This window comes from Stenotrophomonas sp. HITSZ_GD, from assembly GCF_029543105.1.
In the GTDB taxonomy this organism is placed as follows: domain Bacteria; phylum Pseudomonadota; class Gammaproteobacteria; order Xanthomonadales; family Xanthomonadaceae; genus Stenotrophomonas_A.
On sequence record NZ_JARQXB010000004.1, the window covers coordinates 211,791 to 229,749 of the forward strand.

Below are 17,959 nucleotides of genomic sequence, written 5' to 3' on the forward strand. Positions count from 1 at the left end.
CCCAACGGAGCAAGTCCATGACCTACCGCAAGCCCCTCATCGTCCTGGCCGTGCTGGCCGCCCTGAGCAGCGCCTCCGCCTTCGCCGTCGACATGCCGCCGGCCGACGGTGGCCCGCATGGCCTGGCCAAGCTCGACACCAACGGCGATGGCGCCATCGACCGCGCCGAAGCCGCCAAGGCCCCGCACCTGGCGCAGAACTTCGACAAGCTCGACAAGAACAAGGACGGCAAGCTGACGCCGGACGAGCTGCCCAAGCGCGGTGATTTCCGCCGCGGCGGCCACGAGGCGATGGCCAAGCTGGACACCAACAAGGACGGCCGCATCAGCCGCGAGGAAGCCAAGGCGGATCCGAAGTTCGCCGCGCGCTTCGACAAGATGGATGTCAACAAGGATGGCTACGTCGACAAGGCTGATTTCGAAGCGCGCATGAAGCAGTCGCGCGACGAATGGTTCGCCGCAGCCGACACCGACAAGGACGGCAAGCTGAGCAAGGCCGAGTTCGACGCGGCATCGGCCAAGCGCGGTCCGTTCGGCCATGGCCCGCGAGGCGATCACGGCCCGCGCGACGGCAAGCCGCCGGTCGGCAAGCCGGTGCCGCCGCCGCCGGCCGACGCGGGCAAGTAATCCGCAACACGCAACACGCAACAATGGCGCCGATCGACGACGCCCCGCGCAGCGATGCGCGGGGCGTTTTTCATGCGCTCACACCACGCCGTGCACGTGCAACGTCCACAGCGCGGCCGCCAGCACCAATACGTTGGACCACAGCACCGCGGGGCGGCCGAACGTGCTCTGGTAGATCCAGGTCGGCCGGTGGCGGCCATGCCGCGCGGCGTCGCGCGCCAACATCGGCCGCATCAGCCGGGGCAGTGTCACCAGGCACTGGTAGTTCACCACGATCATGCCGGCGCCGAGTGCGGCCAGCGTCCACCATACGCCGGCGCCGCCCAGGCTCAGCAGCAGCGTGGGCACGCAGGCGGCCGCGGCCGTGAGCATCATCAGGCGCACCATGCGGCGAATCTGCGCACGCTCGGTCGCGTGTTCGGCGTAGCTGATCAGGTAGAAGCCACTGACATACGTGGTGACGAAGCCGACCGCCAGCGCAATGCCGATCACTTTCCAGGCATCGGCCGGGATCGCGCCGGCGCGCGCGAACATCGTCGCGCCGAGCGAACCGAGCGCGGTACCGCCCGTGAGTGCCGACACGCCCAGGCTGCCTCCCAGCTTGGAAGCACCACTGGCCGTCCCCAGGCTGGCGCCGAGCGTGGCGGCGGCCAGCGTGGTGCCGGCCACGCCCGGCGCGGCGATCAACGCGGCGGACATCACCGCCGTGGCGAAGGCCGCGCCAGGCGCGCTGCTGCGCGCGAACTCGCCGAAGCGCACCAGCATCTGTGCGCGCACCGCGGCCCGGGCGCGCGACAGCCGCTTGCGCAGCGCCGCGTCACTGAGCCCGAGCAACTGCGCGACCTGCTGCGAGCTCTGGCCTTCGCGGTAATACAGCAGCAGCGTTTCCCGGCTTTCCTCCGGCAGTGCGGAAATCAGTTCTTCGGCGGCGAGTTCCTCTTCGACGCGTTGCAGGTGGTCGGCCGGCGACGGGCCGGGATCGGCGGCCACGCCGATGGCCACCTCGGCCGCCTCGCCCGACAGCGGGCGATGGCGCTGCGCGCGCAGCCAGTCGCGGGCGAGGTTGCGGGTGATCTGGCGCAGCCAGGGCAGGAAGCTGGCGGGGTTGTGCAGGCGCGCGAGCTGCTGCCAGGCGCGCAGGAAAGCCTCCTGCGCGATGTCCTCGCTGGCGGCGACGTCGCGGGTGATCGCCAGGGCGATCGCGGTTACCGTGTTCTGGCAGGCGCCCACGATGCGGCCATAGGCCTGCGGGCAGCCCCCCGCGGCACCGGGGAGTTCGCGCTGCAGCAGGATCTCGAGCGTTTCGGCGTTCATGGCGGGCTCCTTCCGGTTCCCTGCCATGACGTCCGGCGGGCGCGGATGTGACCGCCGGCGGTCACATCCGCCCCTGGCATCACTGCGCCGGCTGGATGCGCACGCGCGAGGGGTCGTCCTGTTGCTGGGTATCGGTGGGCGGCGTGGCCGGCGCGGCAGCCGGTGCCGGCGCCGAGACCGGTGCCACCGGCGCGGCCGGCGGCGCCGCACGGCGGTGCAGCACGATGAACAAGGCGATCGCGCCGATCACCAGCAGCAGGCCGATGCGGATGCGCCAGGCCCAGCTGCGCGCGCCCGTGGCGGCCTGCGGAGTATCGGCGAAGGCATATTCGGCGAACGGCACATCGCGGCGGGTGGTGTCGAGCAGGCGCGCCTCGCGCAGCAGTTCGCGCGCGCGTGGCTGGTCGTCGGCATGCACCACCCACACGGTGGGATGGGACTGCGGATTGCCTTCCTCGAGGTAGCTGAACTGCCCGCTGCGGCGGCTGCGATACGAGCGGCCGTTGCTCAGGCGCACGTCGATGCCGGCGTCGCGCAGCAGCTTGGCCACGCCCTCGGCGGTTTCGACGCGCTGGCTGCTGAAGATCTTGCGCATGGTCAGTCCTTGGCCGGCACGGCGTGCGGCTGGCCGCCGGGCACGACGCGGATCAGCCCTTCCTGAGAGGTGCTGGCCACCAGCACGCCGTCGCGGGTGAAGAACTGGCCGCGCGCCAGCCCGCGCGAACCCTGCGCGGTGGGGCTGTCGAGCGAGTAGAGCAGCCAGTCGTCGGTGCGGAACGGGCGGTGGAACCACAGCGCGTGGTCGAGCGAGGCCATCTGCACGCCGGGCGTGTAGTAGCTGATGCCGTGCGGAAAGGTGGAGGTGCCGAGCAACTGGAAATCCGAGGCGTAGGCGAGCAGGGCGCGGTGCAGGCCCTGGTCGTCGCCGACCGGGTCGCTCAGGCGCAGCCACATCTGCTGGAAGGGCGGGCGCTTGGGCGGGTTGAGCTCGTCGCGCGGGAACACGTGGCGGAATTCGAACGGGCCGCCGCGCGAGAGCCAGCGCTGCACCTTCACCGGCAGCTTCTCCAGCACCTCGGGCGCGAGGGGCGGCGTGGGCGCGATGTCCTCCGGCTGCGGCACGTCCGGCATGCGCGACTGGTGCTCGGCGCCGGCCTCGTGTTCCTGGAAGGACGCCGCGCAGAAGAAGATCACCTTGCCGTGCTGGATCGCGGTGACCCGGCGCACCGAGAAGCTGCCGCCATCGCGCGTGCGGTCCACGTCATAGACGATGGGCGCTTCGATATTGCCGGCGCGCAGGAAGTAGGCATGTAGCGAATGGGCCTGGCGACCGTTCTCCACCGTGGCCTGGGCGGCGGCCAGGGCCTGCCCCAGCACCTGCCCGCCGAACACGTACTTGGTGCCGATGTCGCGGCTCTGGCCGCGGAACAGGTTGTCCTCCAGCCGTTCCAGCGAGAGCAGGCTGATCAGTTCGGAAACGACGGGTTCGGCGGAGTCGGACAAGGTCGGGACCTGCGGGGCGATAGGCCGCGATTATAGCGGGCAGGGCCCGTGGCCCCGGCTCAGGCCGGCTTGCGCAGCCGCGCGCCCAGGGCCTGCAGCGCGGCCTGGGCGTCCTCGCTGTACCAAGCCTCGACGAAGCGGTCGAGCTGGATCAGCTCCGGCGCCAACGCCTCGCGCAGGTCCACGCGGGCCACGTCGCGGGTATGCAGCATCGGCTGGCGCGGCAGGCGCAGTAGGTCCTGCAGCCAGGCGATGGCGCGCGCCACCACCAGTTCGCCATCGACCAGCTCGTCGACCAGACCGATCTGCACCGCCTGTTCGGCGGGCACCATCTCGCCGGCCACCAGCAGGCGTTCGGCGCGATGCGGGCCGACGACGCGGCGCAGCAGGCGCTGGATGCCCTCCGGCGCGGCCAGCCCGACCTGCACTTCGTTCAGGCCGATCGCGTAGGGGCGCGCGCTGTCCACGCTGCGCGCCATGATCCGGTAATCGCAGCACAGGGCCAGCACGCAGCCACCGGCCGGGGCGTGGCCGGTGAGCGCGGCCACCACCGGGATGCGCGTCTGCGCCAGCGTCTTGGCCGCGCCGAAGAACGCCTGCCAGCTGTCGAACAGCTTGTTGCGGTCTTCGCCGTGCGAGAGCAGGTAGGGCACGTCCAGGCCGCCGGAGAAGATGTGCGGCGCGCCGGAAAGCACGATGGCGTGCTTGTCGTCGGCCTGGGCCTGGTTGATCGCGCCGATCAGCTCGCGGCACAGCGCGGTATCCAGCGCGTTGGCCGGCGGCCGCGCCAGGCGGATCTCGCGGATGTCGGCGTGGTCTTGGATCTCGAGGCTCATGACGGGCTCCTGGCGGCTGTGGCTATGATAGTCGGCATGAACACGACCCGCCTGCTGTGCCTGCTTGCCGCCGTCGCCGGGATGACCGCCGCGACGCATGTCCATGCCGCGCCCGCGAAGGCGTGCGCGCCACAGTTCCGCGCGGGCTGGGTGCGGTTGCCGCCCGCGCCGTCGATGCCGATGGCCGCCGGCTTCGGCACTTTCGTCAACGATTGCGCGCAGCCGGCCGCGGTGGCTTCCGCCACCAGCCAAGGGTTCGGCGGGGTGTCGCTGCACGAATCGGTGCAGGTGGACGGCGTCAACCGCATGCGCGAGGTGGACAGGCTGGCGTTGCCGGCGAACGCCAAGGTCCCCCTCGCGCCGGGTGGCCTGCACCTGATGCTGATGCAACCGAAACAGGCGCTGGTGGAAGGCGCCAGCGTGCCGGTCACCTTCAAGCTCGAAGACGGGCGCAGCGTCGAGGCGACGCTGCAAGTGCGCAAGACCGCGCCGTAACGGCGCGGTGCGCGACGCGGCTCAGGTCGAGGCCGCGCGAATGGCCTCCGGCAGCGGCGCGCTCTTGCCGCTCTGGGTGTCCATCCACACCACCACCACGTTGCCGTCCGAATACAGCACGCTGTCGTCGGCCTGGTCGACGATGCGGTGGCCGATGGTGACGCTGCTGTTGCCAAGCCGCTCGACGAACAGTTCCACCACGATGTCGTTGGGCCACACGATCGGGCGGCGGTAGTTGACGTTGGTCGCCGCGACCACCGGGGCGATGCGGTCGGTCATCGACACGCCCGGCACGCCGAGCATCCAGCGCACGCGCGCCTCCTCCAGGTAGGAGATGTACTTGGCGTTGTTGACGTGACCCATGCTGTCCATGTCGCGCCAGCGCACGCTGATGGGGACGCGGGCGAGGATCTTGTGCGGGGTGGGGCCGGTATCGCTCATCAGGCACTCTTCTTGCGTGTGGTCTTGGCGGGGGTTTTCTTGGCGGTCTTCGCAGCCTTGGCAGCCTTGGCGGCGGCCTTGGCTTCCTTGGCCGCCGCTTCGCGCTCGCTCTTGCGCGGCGGTAGCGCGGAGGGCTTGTTCGCCATGGCGGCCGGGCGGGTCGGGCGGCTGGATACCGAGGGCAGCATCTTGGCCAGGAACTGGCCGGTGTACGAACCCGGGTGCGCGGCCACGTCTTCCGGCGTGCCGGTGACCAGGATGCTGCCGCCGCGATGGCCGCCTTCCGGGCCGAGGTCGACGATCCAGTCGGCCGTCTTGATCACGTCCAGGTTGTGTTCGATCACCACCACCGTGTTGCCCTCGTCGCGCAGCTTGTGCAGCACCGCCAGCAGCGCCTCGATGTCGTGGAAGTGCAGGCCGGTGGTGGGCTCGTCGAGGATGTACAGCGTGCGCCCGGTATCGCGGCGCGAGAGTTCCTTGGAGAGCTTCACGCGCTGCGCCTCGCCGCCGGAGAGCGTGGTCGCGCTCTGGCCAAGCTTGACGTAGCTCAGGCCGACATCGACCAGCGTTTCCAGCTTGCGCGCGATCGACGGCACCGGCTCGAACAGGTTCAGCGCATCCTCGACGGTCATCTCCAGCACGTCGTTGATGTTGTAGCCCTTGTAGAGGATCTCCAGCGTCTCGCGGTTGTAGCGCTTGCCGCCGCAGATATCGCAGGGCACGTACACGTCCGGCAGGAAGTGCATCTCCACCTTGATCATGCCGTCGCCCTGGCAGGCCTCGCAGCGCCCGCCACGCACGTTGAAGCTGAAACGCCCGGCCGAATAGCCGCGCGCGCGCGCTTCGGGCACCTGCGCGAACAGCTCGCGCAGCGGCGTGAACAGGCCGGTGTAGGTGGCCGGGTTGCTGCGCGGGGTGCGGCCGATCGGCGACTGGTCGATGTCCACGACCTTGTCGAACAGGTCCAGGCCCTCGATTTCGCCGAACGGCGCCACCGGGTGCGAGGCGCCGTTGATCTCGTTGGCGGCCAGCGAGAACAGCGTGTCGTTGATCAGCGTCGACTTGCCCGAACCGGACACGCCGGTGATGCAGGTCAGCAGGCCGGCCGGGATGTCCAGGTCCACGCCCTTGAGGTTGTTGCCCTTGGCGCCGCGCAGGTGCAGCGTCATCTTCGGGTTCGGCTTGTGGCGCTGCTTGGGGATTTCGATGGCGCGCTTGCCCGACAGGTACTGGCCGGTGAGCGAGCGCGGCGAATCGAGCACGTCCTGCAGGCTGCCCTGGCCGACGATCTCGCCGCCATGCACGCCGGCGCCCGGGCCGATGTCCAGGATGTAGTCGGCCAGGCGGATCGCATCCTCGTCATGCTCGACCACGATGACCGTATTGCCGAGGTCGCGCAGGCGGGTGAGGGTGCCCAGCAGCCGCTCGTTGTCGCGCTGGTGCAGGCCGATGGACGGCTCGTCGAGCACGTACATCACGCCGACCAGGCCGGCGCCGATCTGGCTGGCCAGGCGGATGCGCTGCGCCTCGCCACCGGACAAGGTGTCGGCCTTGCGCTCCAGGGTGAGGTAGTCCAGGCCCACGTCGACCAGGAAGCCGAGCCGCTCGGCGATCTCCTTGACGATCTTGGCGGCGATCTCGCCGCGCCAGCCCGGCAGGTGCAGGTGCTTGAAGAAGTTCAGCGCCTCGTCCACCGGCAGCACGACCAGGTCCGGCAGCGGACGGTCGGCCACGAACACGTTGCGCGCGGCCTTGTTCAGGCGTGCGCCGTGGCATTCCGGGCAAGCGCGTTCGCTGATGTACTTGCCGAGTTCCTCCTGCACCGCCGGCGACTCGGTTTCGCCGTAGCGACGCTCCAGGTTCGGGATGATGCCCTCGAAGCGATGCTTGCGCTGGGTGCGCCCGCCGGCTTCGGTGAAGTAGGTGAAGGTGATCACGTCATCGCCGCTGCCGTACAGCACGGCCTGGCGCACGTCCGCCGGCAGCGACTGCCACGGCGCGTCCACGTCGAACTTGTAGTGCTTGGCCAGCGAGGCGATGAGCTGGAAATAGTAGGCGTTGCGGCGATCCCAGCCGCGCACCGCGCCGGCCGAGAGCGACAGCTCCGGATGCACCACCACGCGCTCGGGGTCGAAGAACTCGGCCATGCCCAGGCCGTCGCAGCTCGGGCACGCGCCCATCGGCGCATTGAACGAGAACAGGCGCGGCTCCAGCGCCGGCAGCGAGTAATCGCACACCGGGCAGCTGTACTTGGAGGAGAACAGCTGCGGCGCGGCCTTCTCATCGTCCAGCGATTGCACCGCGGCCATGCCGTCGCCGAGCTTGAGCGCGGTCTCGAAGGATTCGGCCAGGCGCTGCTTGATGTCCTCGCGCGGGCGGAAGCGGTCGATCACCGCCTCGATGGTGTGCTTCTGGCGCAGTGCCAGCGAGGGCACCGCGTCGATCTCGTACAGCTCGCCGTCCACGCGCACGCGCACGAAGCCCTGCGCGCGCAGTTGCTCGAACACCTGCGCGTGCTCGCCCTTGCGGTCGCGGATCACCGGCGCCAGCAGCATGTAGCGCTGTTCCGGATCCAGCGTGAGCACCTGGTCGACCATCTGGCTGACGGTCTGCGCTTCCAGCGGGTAGCCGTGGTCCGGGCAGCGCGGCTGGCCGACGCGGGCATACAGCAGGCGCAGGTAGTCGTAGATCTCGGTGATCGTGCCGACCGTGGAGCGCGGGTTGTGCGAGGTGGATTTCTGCTCGATGGAGATCGCCGGCGACAGGCCCTCGATGTGGTCCACATCGGGCTTCTCCATCACGCTGAGGAACTGCCGCGCATAGGCCGACAGCGACTCGACGTAGCGACGCTGGCCTTCGGCGTAGATGGTGTCGAAGGCGAGCGACGACTTGCCCGAACCGGACAGGCCGGTGATGACGATCAGCTTGTCACGGGGCAGGTCGAGATCGAGATTCTTGAGATTGTGCGTCCGCGCGCCGCGGATGCGGATGTAATCCAGCGCCATTCGTTCCTCTGGAGCGAGAGCTTTCGAGCGGGGGAGGTTGGCCCCGGCGGGCCAATAGGGAAGCGTATCGACTGGGACAGGCAGGGGCAAATCGACGTAGCGGAGTATCGCCAGCGTTGTCTCAGGTCCTGCGACATGGGGGCGGTCGGCCAAAAGACAAAGGGCGCCCGAGGGCGCCCTTGTCCACCGCTGGCCGGGATGACTACTTCAGCACGGTGAAGGTCATGCGCCGGTTGCGCGCGCGGCCTTCCTCGGTGCCGTTGTCGGCCACCGGCTGGGCGGCGCCATAGCCCTTGGCCTGCAGCCGGTCGGGCGGCACGCCGTCGGCGAGCAGGGCGGCGACCACCGACTCGGCGCGCGCCTGGGACAAGGCCATGTTCGTGGCCGGATCGCCACTGTCATCGCTGTGACCACCCACTTCGACGCGGGTACCCGCCGGTGCCGCGCGCAGGGCGGCGGCCGAGCGCGCCAGCACTTCGGCGTTGTCGCGGGTGAGCTCGGCCGAGCCGCTGGCGAAGCGCAGGCTGGACTGGTTCAGCGCCAGCACCAGGTCGTCGGCACCGAAGCCGGGCTTGAGCGCCGACAGCGCCGCCATGGCGCGGTCCCACAGGCCTTCGCTGCGGAAATCCGGGAAGGCTTGGCTGACCTGTTGGCTGAGGTCGAAGCGGCCGGCCTCCGGCAGGGCGCTGCTGTCCAGCCGCAGGCTGTCGCCCTCCAGGCCGAGCTTGACGTCGCCGGCCTTCAGGTGGGGCAGTAGCTGCACCAGGCGGTCCATCCAGGTGGCCGGGGCCACGGTCGCGTCGAGCTGGATCTGTTCCTTGACGCGCGCGGCGCCGAAGGTGTCGCCCAGCGCTTCCAGCAGGCGGTGCTTTTCCTGCGCGTTGACCAGCCGGCCGGCCACGCTGACCTGGCCGCCCTGGGTCTGCAGGTCGATGCGCGGTTCGGCGCGCGGTGCTTGCGGGGCGGCGTCGGCTTCGGCGCGGGCCTCCGGGGCGGGTGCGGGGTCCGCCGGCGTCGGCTGGCATGCGCGCAGCAGCAACAGCACGGCGATCGCCAGCGCGGCCAGCCACAGCACGGCGCGAAGCAGGCCGCCGAGTCCGCTGCGCCGACGTGGGGGCGCCAGGCCGGGCGTGGCGTCGGCGAGCAGGTCGCGTCCCTGGGCCACCCAGCCCGCCACGGGGGCCGGCAGCGGCGCCAGGGACGTCTGCCCACCCAGCTGCCGCACCACGCCGGGCAGCAGGGTGCCCAGTGCCGCCGCCGCCACCGCCGGGCTCAGGCCCAGCCGCCGGGACAGCGCGCCCAGCACGGGCATGCCGAACAGCGCTTCCACTTGGCCGGGACGCACGGGATCGGGCTCGCTGGGGCCCGGCGCGCGCCAGGATTGCAGCGCTTCGCCCAGGCCCAGCCCGTGCAGCCGCTCGGTGAAGCCGGCAAACCCGCCGCGGGTGTCGTCGAACACCAGGGCAACGGCGCTGCCCAGCAGCTGGCGGGTCTGGCGGGTGTCCAGGCCGAAGCGGCCGGAAACTTCCTGTATCAGTTGGTCAAACATCGCGGGTGTAGGTCCTCGCTCTGGCGTCCGGTCGGGGACGCCTAGCCGGCCCGGCACTCTGGACCGGGCGGGGCGCGATTCTGGGAAGCCGTCCGCGGGGCCGCCACGCGATTGCTGCATCGGCTGCGGTGCCGCCCGGTGGGCGTTTGGCGCCGTTCAGCCCGGCGCGACGGACCTCGTCGCAGGGCATGGGTGGGTTTGACCGGAAAGCCTTTTGCGGGCTATCATCCCGAGTCTGTCCGTCCCCCCCAGGCGGCAGATATCATCAGAATAACTACAGAAGAGACATCCACATGTACGCAGTACTGGTCACCGGCGGTAAGCAATACCGCGTCGCGCAGGGCGAAACGCTCCGCGTGGAAAAGCTCGATGCCGAAGCCGGCAGCGAGATCAAGTTCGACAATGTCCTGATGCTGGGCGACAGCGACGGCATCAAGATCGGCGACGCGCTCAAGGGCGCTTCGGTCACCGCCAAGGTCGTCTCGCACGGCCGCGCCGACAAGGTTCGCATCATCAAGTTCCGTCGCCGCAAGCACCACATGAAGCGCCAGGGCCACCGCCAGCACTTCACCGAAATCGAAATCACCGGCATCGCCGGCTAAGCCAAAGGAGAATCCGTCATGGCACATAAAAAGGGCGTAGGCTCCTCGCGCAACGGCCGCGACTCCAACCCGAAGTATCTCGGCGTCAAGATTTTCGGTGGCCAGGCCATCGACGCCGGCAACATCATCGTGCGTCAGCGCGGCACCCAGTTCCATCCGGGCGCCGGCGTCGGCCTGGGTCGTGACCACACGCTGTTCGCGCTGGTCGACGGCACCGTGGAGTTCTCGGTCAAGGGCCCGAACAAGCGCCGTACCGTCAGCGTCGTCCAGGGCTGATCCGCCCGGGACGGAGCCTTCGCGGCTCCGCTGACAACAAGCCCCGCTCCGGCGGGGCTTTTGTTTCTAGGGCGCGCCCGTGCGCCCGCACCGGGGGAGGATAATGTCCCCCGTCTTCGCCGGCCCGCCGGGCCGCGCGCCAACTCCCGTATTCCAGTCCCGTATCCCATGAAACTCGTAGACGAAGCGGAAATCCAGGTGATCGCCGGCAATGGCGGCAATGGCTGTGTCGGCTTCCGACGCGAGAAGTTCATCCCGCTCGGCGGGCCGGATGGCGGCGACGGCGGCAATGGCGGCAGCGTCTGGCTGCAGGCCGACGAAAACCTCAACACGCTGGTGGACTTCCGCCACGAGCGCATCTTCAAGGCGCAGCGCGGCGAGAACGGCATGGGCCGGCAGATGTACGGCAAGGCCGGCGAGGACCGCGTCATCACCGTGCCGGTCGGCACCGTGGTGATGAACGTCGACACCGACGAGGTGATCGGCGACATGACGCGCCATGGCGACCGCCTGCTCGTCGCCAAGGGCGGCAAGGGCGGCCTGGGCAACATGCATTTCAAGAGCTCGACCAACCGCGCGCCGCGCCAGGCGCTGCCGGGCGAGGAAGGCGAGCAGCGCCTGCTCAAGCTGGAATTGAAGTTGCTGGCCGATGTCGGCCTGCTGGGCTTCCCGAATGCCGGCAAGAGCACCTTCATCCGCGCGGTCTCCGCGGCTACCCCGAAGGTGGCCGACTATCCGTTCACCACCTTGTATCCCAACCTGGGCGTGGTGAGCGTGGAGGCCCACCGCAGCTTCGTCATCGCCGACATTCCGGGGCTGATCGAAGGCGCCGCCGATGGCGCCGGCCTGGGCGCGCAGTTCCTGCGCCACCTGCAGCGCACCCGCCTGCTGCTGCACCTGGTGGACGTTTCGCCGATGGAAGGCGGCGTGGAGGGCGTGTCGCCGGCCGAGCAGGTGCGCCTGCTGGAGCGCGAGCTGGAGCGCCACGATCCGGAGCTGTTGGCCAAGCCGCGTTGGCTGGTGCTCAACAAGGCCGACCTGATGTTCGAGGACGAGGCTCGCGTCGCCGCCGAGCAGGTGATCGCCGAGCTGGGCTGGACCGGTCCGTGGTACCTGGTGTCGGCGCTGGGCCGCGAGGGCACCTGGCCGATCATGAAGGACGTGATGACCTTCTTCGACCGCCAGCGCGAGGAGGCCGCCGAGCAGGCTGCCCATGCGTCCTGAGGCGGGGCGCGGCGAAGCCGGGGCCTCATTTGTCCGTGCGCCTCGGCGCGCGGGCCGGCGGCGCATGGCCGCCCGGCGCGATATCGCCGCCCGCGCGCGGGCAACAAAAAACCCGGCCAAGGCCGGGTTTTTGCATGCCGCCGAGGGCGTGGCCCCCGGCGAGATCGCCGGATCAGGCGGCCTTGAGGGCCTTGATGCGGGCGGTCAGGCGGCTCTTGTGGCGAGCGGCCTTGTTCTTGTGGATCAGACCGCGCGAGCTGAAGCGGTCGAGGATCGGCTGGGCGACGGCGAAAGCGGCTTCGGCGCCGGCGGCATCGTTGGCGTCAAGGGCCTTGATCACCTTCTTGACGGCGGTGCGCAGCATCGAACGCTGAGCCGTATTGCGCGCGTTGCGCACAACGGTCTGCTTGGCGCGCTTCTTGGCGGACTTGATATTGGCCACGGTGGTGGTTTCCTGAAAAATCGGTGTAGTGGAAAAAGCAAGCGCGAAATTATGATCGTCTCAAACATCTACGTCAAGTCAGTTGTCAAGGGGGATGCCCGGTGAGCAAGCCCCGCATGTGGAAGGGCCTGCTGTCGTTCAGCAGCATGACCATGGTCTCGCGGGTGCTGGGCCTGGTCCGCGACCAGGTGATCTCCACCCACTTCGGCGCCAATGCCGTCACCGACGCCTTCTGGGTCGCGTTCCGCGTGCCCAACTTCCTGCGCCGGCTGTTCGCCGAGGGCTCGTTCGCCACGGCCTTCGTCCCGGTCTTCACCGAGGTCAAGGAGACCCGCCCGCACGCCGACCTGCGCGAGCTGATGGCCCGCGTGGCCGGCACCCTGGGCGGCGCGCTGCTGGTGGTCACGGCGCTGGGCCTGTTGTTCGCCCCGCAGCTGGCCTGGCTGTTCGGCAGCGGCGCCGGCACCGACCCGGCCAAGCAGGGCCTGCTGGTGGACCTGTTCCGGCTCACGTTCCCCTTCCTGCTGTTCGTCTCGCTCACCGCCCTGGCCGGCGGCGCGCTCAACAGCTTCCAGCGTTTCGCGATGCCGGCACTGACGCCGGTGATCCTCAACCTGTGCATGATCGCCGGCGCGGTGTGGCTGGCGCCGCGGCTGGGCGACCAGCCGGAGCGGCAGATCCTGGCGCTGGGCTGGGCGGTGCTGGCGGCGGGCGTGCTGCAGTTGCTGTTCCAGCTGCCGGCGCTGCGTGGCATCGACCTGCTGACCCTGCCCAGCTGGGGCTGGCGCCATCCGGGCGTGCGCAAGGTGCTGACCCTGATGGTGCCGACGCTGTTCGGCTCCTCGGTGGCGCAGATCAACCTGCTGCTGGATACGGTGATCGCCTCGCGCCTGAGCGACGGCTCGCAGTCCTGGCTCTCGCTGGCCGACCGCTTCCTGGAACTGCCGCTGGGCGTGTTCGGCGTGGCGCTGGGCACGGTGATCTTGCCGGCGCTGGCCCGCCACCACGTCAAGACCGACAGCGAGGGCTTTTCCGGCGCGCTGGACTGGGGCCTGCGCACGACATTGCTGATCGCCGTGCCCGCCATGCTCGGCCTGGTGCTGCTGGCCGAGCCGTTGATCGCGACCTTGTTCCAGTACCGCGAATTCTCGGCCTTCGACACCCGCATGACCGCCCTGTCGGTCTACGGCCTGAGCTTCGGCTTGCCGGCCTTCGCCCTGCTCAAGGTGGTGCTGCCGGCCTTCTACGCCCGCCAGGACACCCGTACCCCGGTGCGCGCGGGCATCGCCGCGCTGGTCGCCAACATGGTGCTGAACTTCGTCTTCCTGGCCGTGCTGTACCAGGTCATGGTGCCGGCCGAGTTGCGCGCGCTGGGCGTGATGGAAGCCGTGGGCCGCCAGCCGGGCCTGCACCTGGCGCTGGGCATCGCCAGCGCGCTGTCGAGCTACCTCAACCTCGGGCTGCTCTGGTACTGGCTGCAGCGTAGCGGTGTCTACCAGCGCAAGCCGGGGTGGGGCGCCTACGTGGCCCGGCTGTCCGTGGCGTGCGTGGCGATGATCGCCGTGCTGCTGGCCCTGCTGTGGTGGCTGCCGTCCTTCGTGGACATGGACAAGTGGCATCGCGCCGGCTGGCTGGCCTGCCTGGTGTGCGGGGGCGGCGCCACCTACCTGGCCGTGCTGCTCGCCCTGGGCTTTCGCCCGCGGGACCTGCGCGAGCATTGAGATGGCGCGGCCCGGCTATACTTCTCTATCCCCATGAAGACATTGGCGGCCCCGCGCGGGCCGGATTCGCGAACGGAATGAGCAGGCTATTCAGAGACGTCGAAGGCGGGACGCTGTACCCGGACGGAAGCGTGGTCTGCATCGGCGCCTTCGATGGCCTGCATCTGGGTCACCGGGCGCTGGTGCGCCATGCCGTGGCCCGCGCGCAGGCGCGTGGCGTGCCGGCGGTGGCGGTGAGCTTCGAGCCGTTGCCGCGCGAGTTCTTCGCGGCCAGCGCGCCGCCGCCGCGCCTGACGCTGGCGCGCACCAAGGTCGAAGGCCTGCGTGCACTCGGCGCGCAAGGCGTGGGCCTGATCCGCTTCGACGGCCGCCTGTCCGCGCTCAGCGCGGAGGATTTCGTGCAGCGCTGCCTGGTCGAGCGCCTGCGTGCGCGCGAAGTGTGGATCGGCCCGGAATTCCGCTTCGGCCACAAGCGCGGCGGCGATATCGGCCTGCTGCAACGGTTGGGCGCCGAGCGGGGTTTCGTGGCCGGTGAAATCGCGCCGGTCGACCTGCATGGCGAGCGCATCTCCAGCACCCGCATCCGCGAGCTGCTGCGCGCCGGCAACTTCGAACATGCCGGCGAGCTGCTGGGCCGCCCGTACGCCATCGACGGCCGCGTAGTGCGCGGCAAGCAGCTGGGCCGCACGCTCGGCTTTCCCACCGCCAACCTGCGCTTCCCGCATACGCCGGCGCTGTCGGGCATTTATGCCACGTGGGTGCACGGGGTGTTCGAGCAGCCATGGCCGTCGGTGTCCAGCTTCGGCACCCGGCCCACGGTGGCCGGTGTGGAGCCGCTGCTGGAAGCGCACCTGTTCGATTACCACGGCGATCTGTACGGCCGCCACATCGAGGTCGAGTTCGTCGCCAAGCTGCGCGACGAAGAGAAGTTCGACGGCCTGCCCGCGCTCACCGCGCAAATGCACCGCGACGCCGAGCAGGCCCGTCGCATCCTTTCCGAACAACGACTGCGAGCCACCGCGTGAGCCAGGATTACAAAGCCACCCTCCAACTGCCGGCGACGGAATTCCCGATGCGCGGCGACCTGCCCAAGCGCGAGCCGGGGATCCTGGCGCGCTGGGAGGAGGAGGGCCTGTACGCCCAGCTGCGCGCACAGGCCGCCGGCCGCCCGACCTTCGTGCTGCATGACGGCCCGCCCTACGCGAACGGCCAGATCCACCTCGGCCATGCGGTCAACAAGATCCTCAAGGACATCATCGTCAAGTCCAAGCACCTGGCCGGCTTCGATGCGCCGTACATCCCGGGCTGGGATTGCCATGGCCTGCCGATCGAAATCGCCATCGAAAAGAAGTTTGGCAAGGTCGGGGTGAAGCTGGACGCGGTCGAGTTCCGGCAGAAGTGCCGCGAATACGCGCGCGAGCAGATCGACCTGCAGCGCCGCGACTTCAAGCGCCTGGGCGTGATCGGCGACTGGGACAACCCGTACAAGACGCTGGATTTCCACTTCGAGGCGAACGAAATCCGCGCGCTGGCCAAGATCGTCGACAACGGCCACCTCAGTCGCGGCGTGAAGCCGGTGCACTGGTGCTTCGATTGCGGCTCGGCGCTGGCCGAAGCGGAAATCGAATACGCCGACAAGGAATCGCCGTCGGTGGACGTGGCCTATGCCGCGCGCGACGCACAGGCGCTGGCCGCGCGCTTCGGCGTGCAGCTGCCGGAAGGCGTCGAGGTCGCCGTGCCGATCTGGACCACCACCCCGTGGACGCTGCCGGCGTCGCTGGCGGTGAGCATCGGGCCGGCGCTGGAGTACGCGCTGGTCGAAGGCCCGGCGCACGACGGCCAGCCGCGCTGGCTGGTGTTGGCCGATGCGCTGGTCGGCAAGGCGCTGGCGCGCTACGGCGTGGCCGGCGAGCCGGTGGTGCACGGCCGCGTGGCGGGCCAGGCGCTGGAAGGGCTGCTGCTGGCGCATCCGTTCTATGCCGAGCGCGATATCCCGCTGCTGCTGGGCGACCACGTCTCGGCCGAGGACGGCACCGGCGCCGTGCACACCGCACCGGGCCACGGCCAGGAGGACTATCAGGTCTCCAAGCAGTACGGCCTGCTGGACCGCTACAGCGCCGCGCAGATCAACCCGGTCGATGGCCGCGGCGTCTACCTGCCCTCGACGCCGCCGTTCGGCGACATCGTGCTGGCCGGCCTGCATATCTGGAAGGCCAACGACGTGATCGTCGAGGCGCTGCGCGCCAACGGCACGCTGCTGGCGACCTTCAAGCTCACCCACAGCTACCCGCACTGCTGGCGCCACAAGACGCCCATCGCCTTCCGCGCCACGCCGCAGTGGTTCATCTCGATGGACCAGGCGAACCTGCGCGCGGACGCGCTCAAGGCGATCGAGCAGGTGACCTGGTATCCCGGCTGGGGCCAGGCGCGCATCGCCGGCATGGTCGAGGGCCGCCCGGACTGGACGATCTCGCGCCAGCGCACCTGGGGCGTGCCGATCGCCCTGTTCGTGCACCGCGAAACCGGCGAGCCGCATCCGCGCAGCACCGAGCTGATGCGCCAGGTGGCCGACCGCGTGGAGCAGGGCGGCGTGGACGTGTGGTACTCGCTGGACGCCGCCGAGCTGCTCGGCGAGGAAGCCGCGCAGTACGACAAGATCACCGACATCCTCGACGTGTGGTTCGATTCGGGCGTTACCCACGAGGCGGTGCTGCGCGAGCGCGGCCTGCCGTGGCCGGCCGACCTGTACCTGGAAGGCTCGGACCAGCACCGCGGCTGGTTCCAGTCCTCGCTGCTCACCGGCGTGGCGCTGGAGCGCACCGCGCCCTACCGGCAGTGCCTGACCCACGGGTTCACCGTGGACGAGCACGGCCGTAAGATGTCCAAGTCGCTGGGCAACGGCATCGAGCCGCAGGACATCATGAAGACGCTGGGCGCCGACATCCTGCGCCTGTGGATCGCCTCGGCCGACTACAGCAACGAGATGTCGCTGTCGCAGGAGATCCTCAAGCGCAATGCCGACGCGTACCGTCGCCTGCGCAACACCGCGCGCTTCCTGCTCGGCAACCTGCACGGTTTCGATCCCGCGGCGCACACGGTGCCGCTGGCGGAGATGGTCGCGCTGGACCGCTGGATCGTGCACCGCGCCCACGAGCTGCAGGAGCAGATCAAGGCCGCCTACGAGCGCTACGACTTCGCCGCCATCGTGCAGGCGCTGCTGAACTTCTGCAGCGTCGACCTCGGCTCGCTGTACCTGGACGTCACCAAGGACCGCCTGTACACGATGGGCGAGGATTCGCGCGGCCGGCGTTCGGCGCAGACGGCGATGTTCCATATCGCCGAGGCGTTCGTGCGCTGGATCGCGCCGGTGCTCAGCTTCACCGCCGACGAGTTGTGGGGCTACCTGCCGGGCCAGCGCGAAGCGAATGTGCTGTTCGCGACCTGGTACGACGGCCTGGCGCCGTTGCCGGTGGACGCGCCGCTCAACGCGGCCGACTTCGACAAGCTGCTGGCGCTGCGCGAGCAGGTCGCCAAGGTGCTCGAGCCGATGCGCGCGAACGGTGCTATCGGCGCGGCGCTGGAAGCGGAGATCACCGTGGCGGCCGATGCGGTCAGTGCCGCGCGCTGGCAACCGCTGGCTGACGAACTGCGCTTTTTCTTCATCAGCGGCGACGTCAGCGTGACCCCGGCCAGCACCGACGACATCTATGTCAGTGCCGCGCCGACCACCAAGACCAAGTGCGTGCGCTGCTGGCACCACCGTGCCGATGTCGGCGTGGATTCGCGCCACCCCGAGCTGTGCGGTCGCTGCGCCAGCAATGTCGAGGGCCCGGGCGAAGACCGCCGCTGGTTCTGATCCCTGGAAGGGCCGCCGTGCCCCGCCGCCCCGGTGCCTCGCGCCGGGGCACCGTCTCCGCCTCCGTAG

The 17,959-nt window shown here is 69.7% G+C and carries 16 protein-coding genes; 8 read left to right on the plus strand and 8 right to left on the minus strand.

Features of this window, described 5'->3' with window-relative positions:
• The first annotated feature begins 17 nt into the window (after positions 1–17).
• Positions 18–626 (plus strand): EF-hand domain-containing protein, encoded by a 609-nt coding sequence (locus tag P6166_RS06245; RefSeq protein WP_277763620.1) that lies wholly within the window; start codon positions 18–20, stop codon positions 624–626.
• A 78-nt stretch (positions 627–704) separates the two neighbouring features.
• Here P6166_RS06245 and P6166_RS06250 read toward each other — a convergent pair whose 3' ends face one another.
• The 4 genes from P6166_RS06250 to P6166_RS06265 form a co-directional block, all read right to left on the minus strand.
• Positions 705–1,940 carry a sigma-70 family RNA polymerase sigma factor gene (locus P6166_RS06250; RefSeq protein WP_277763621.1) on the minus strand — a complete coding sequence of 412 codons (1,236 nt, stop codon included), beginning with the start codon at positions 1,938–1,940 and terminating at the stop codon, positions 705–707.
• 79 nt (positions 1,941–2,019) lie between these two features.
• Positions 2,020–2,535, minus strand: a complete 516-nt coding sequence (locus P6166_RS06255; protein WP_277763622.1) for a DUF2007 domain-containing protein — start codon at positions 2,533–2,535, stop codon at positions 2,020–2,022.
• A 2-nt stretch (positions 2,536–2,537) separates the two neighbouring features.
• Positions 2,538–3,443 (minus strand): acyl-CoA thioesterase II, encoded by a 906-nt coding sequence (gene tesB, locus P6166_RS06260; protein ID WP_277763623.1) that lies wholly within the window; start codon positions 3,441–3,443, stop codon positions 2,538–2,540.
• Between the two features lie 59 nt (positions 3,444–3,502).
• Complete coding sequence (locus P6166_RS06265; protein WP_277763624.1) at positions 3,503–4,279, minus strand: enoyl-CoA hydratase/isomerase family protein; 777 nt, start codon at positions 4,277–4,279, stop codon at positions 3,503–3,505.
• 81 nt (positions 4,280–4,360) lie between these two features.
• On the opposite strand from P6166_RS06265, the gene P6166_RS06270 reads away from it, so the two are divergent.
• Positions 4,361–4,774, plus strand: a complete 414-nt coding sequence (locus P6166_RS06270; RefSeq protein WP_277763707.1) for a copper chaperone PCu(A)C — start codon at positions 4,361–4,363, stop codon at positions 4,772–4,774.
• Positions 4,775–4,795: 21 nt separating this feature from the next.
• Here the strand turns inward: P6166_RS06270 and P6166_RS06275 are convergent, their stop codons facing one another.
• The 3 genes from P6166_RS06275 to P6166_RS06285 all read right to left on the minus strand — a co-directional run bounded on the left by P6166_RS06275 (position 4,796) and on the right by P6166_RS06285 (position 9,769).
• Complete coding sequence (locus P6166_RS06275) at positions 4,796–5,215, minus strand: thioesterase family protein (RefSeq protein WP_130317797.1); 420 nt, start codon at positions 5,213–5,215, stop codon at positions 4,796–4,798.
• The gene (gene uvrA, locus P6166_RS06280) at positions 5,215–8,220 is read right to left on the minus strand and encodes an excinuclease ABC subunit UvrA (protein ID WP_277763625.1); all 3,006 of its coding nucleotides are present in this window, start codon (positions 8,218–8,220) and stop codon (positions 5,215–5,217) included. Before uvrA ends, P6166_RS06275 begins: the two co-directional genes overlap by 1 nt.
• 202 nt (positions 8,221–8,422) lie before the next feature.
• Entirely contained in the window at positions 8,423–9,769 is a 1,347-nt protein-coding gene (locus P6166_RS06285) for an OmpA family protein (RefSeq protein ID WP_277763626.1), read from the minus strand.
• A gap of 293 nt (positions 9,770–10,062) precedes the next feature.
• Between P6166_RS06285 and rplU the strand changes: the two genes are divergently transcribed.
• The 3 genes from rplU to obgE all read left to right on the plus strand — a co-directional run bounded on the left by rplU (position 10,063) and on the right by obgE (position 11,871).
• A complete protein-coding gene (rplU, locus tag P6166_RS06290; protein WP_130317800.1) occupies positions 10,063–10,371 on the plus strand; it encodes a 50S ribosomal protein L21 in 309 nt (102 codons plus the stop codon).
• An 18-nt stretch (positions 10,372–10,389) separates the two neighbouring features.
• Complete coding sequence (gene rpmA / locus P6166_RS06295; protein ID WP_057646168.1) at positions 10,390–10,647, plus strand: 50S ribosomal protein L27; 258 nt, start codon at positions 10,390–10,392, stop codon at positions 10,645–10,647.
• A 168-nt stretch (positions 10,648–10,815) separates the two neighbouring features.
• A complete protein-coding gene (gene obgE / locus P6166_RS06300) occupies positions 10,816–11,871 on the plus strand; it encodes a GTPase ObgE (RefSeq protein ID WP_277763627.1) in 1,056 nt (351 codons plus the stop codon).
• Positions 11,872–12,043: 172 nt separating this feature from the next.
• Here obgE and rpsT read toward each other — a convergent pair whose 3' ends face one another.
• Entirely contained in the window at positions 12,044–12,313 is a 270-nt protein-coding gene (rpsT, locus tag P6166_RS06305) for a 30S ribosomal protein S20 (protein ID WP_017354922.1), read from the minus strand.
• 116 nt (positions 12,314–12,429) lie between these two features.
• Here rpsT and murJ point away from each other — a divergent pair, with 116 nt between their 5' ends.
• From murJ to ileS, 3 genes are all read left to right on the plus strand, one after another.
• Positions 12,430–14,034 (plus strand): murein biosynthesis integral membrane protein MurJ, encoded by a 1,605-nt coding sequence (murJ, locus tag P6166_RS06310; protein ID WP_277763708.1) that lies wholly within the window; start codon positions 12,430–12,432, stop codon positions 14,032–14,034.
• A 77-nt stretch (positions 14,035–14,111) separates the two neighbouring features.
• Complete coding sequence (locus tag P6166_RS06315; RefSeq protein ID WP_277763628.1) at positions 14,112–15,059, plus strand: bifunctional riboflavin kinase/FAD synthetase; 948 nt, start codon at positions 14,112–14,114, stop codon at positions 15,057–15,059.
• Positions 15,056–17,890 carry an isoleucine--tRNA ligase gene (gene ileS / locus P6166_RS06320; protein WP_277763629.1) on the plus strand — a complete coding sequence of 945 codons (2,835 nt, stop codon included), beginning with the start codon at positions 15,056–15,058 and terminating at the stop codon, positions 17,888–17,890. The genes P6166_RS06315 and ileS overlap by 4 nt, the downstream gene beginning before the upstream one ends.
• The last annotated feature ends 69 nt before the right edge of the window (positions 17,891–17,959 follow it).

Excerpts from the sequence above, each read along its gene's own strand:
- murJ (WP_277763708.1), top strand. The coding sequence starts at position 12,430 with ATGTGGAAGGGCCTGCTGTCGTTCAGCAGCATGACCATGGTCTCGCGG.
- P6166_RS06285 (WP_277763626.1), bottom strand. The coding sequence starts at position 9,769 with ATGTTTGACCAACTGATACAGGAAGTTTCCGGCCGCTTCGGCCTGGAC.
- uvrA (WP_277763625.1), bottom strand. The coding sequence starts at position 8,220 with ATGGCGCTGGATTACATCCGCATCCGCGGCGCGCGGACGCACAATCTC.
- P6166_RS06250 (WP_277763621.1), bottom strand. The coding sequence starts at position 1,940 with ATGAACGCCGAAACGCTCGAGATCCTGCTGCAGCGCGAACTCCCCGGT.
- rplU (WP_130317800.1), top strand. The coding sequence starts at position 10,063 with ATGTACGCAGTACTGGTCACCGGCGGTAAGCAATACCGCGTCGCGCAG.
- P6166_RS06270 (WP_277763707.1), top strand. The coding sequence starts at position 4,361 with ATGACCGCCGCGACGCATGTCCATGCCGCGCCCGCGAAGGCGTGCGCG.
- obgE (WP_277763627.1), top strand. The coding sequence starts at position 10,816 with ATGAAACTCGTAGACGAAGCGGAAATCCAGGTGATCGCCGGCAATGGC.
- P6166_RS06315 (WP_277763628.1), top strand. The coding sequence starts at position 14,112 with ATGAGCAGGCTATTCAGAGACGTCGAAGGCGGGACGCTGTACCCGGAC.
- P6166_RS06255 (WP_277763622.1), bottom strand. The coding sequence starts at position 2,535 with ATGCGCAAGATCTTCAGCAGCCAGCGCGTCGAAACCGCCGAGGGCGTG.
- P6166_RS06245 (WP_277763620.1), top strand. The coding sequence starts at position 18 with ATGACCTACCGCAAGCCCCTCATCGTCCTGGCCGTGCTGGCCGCCCTG.
- P6166_RS06265 (WP_277763624.1), bottom strand. The coding sequence starts at position 4,279 with ATGAGCCTCGAGATCCAAGACCACGCCGACATCCGCGAGATCCGCCTG.
- rpmA (WP_057646168.1), top strand. The coding sequence starts at position 10,390 with ATGGCACATAAAAAGGGCGTAGGCTCCTCGCGCAACGGCCGCGACTCC.
- P6166_RS06275 (WP_130317797.1), bottom strand. The coding sequence starts at position 5,215 with ATGAGCGATACCGGCCCCACCCCGCACAAGATCCTCGCCCGCGTCCCC.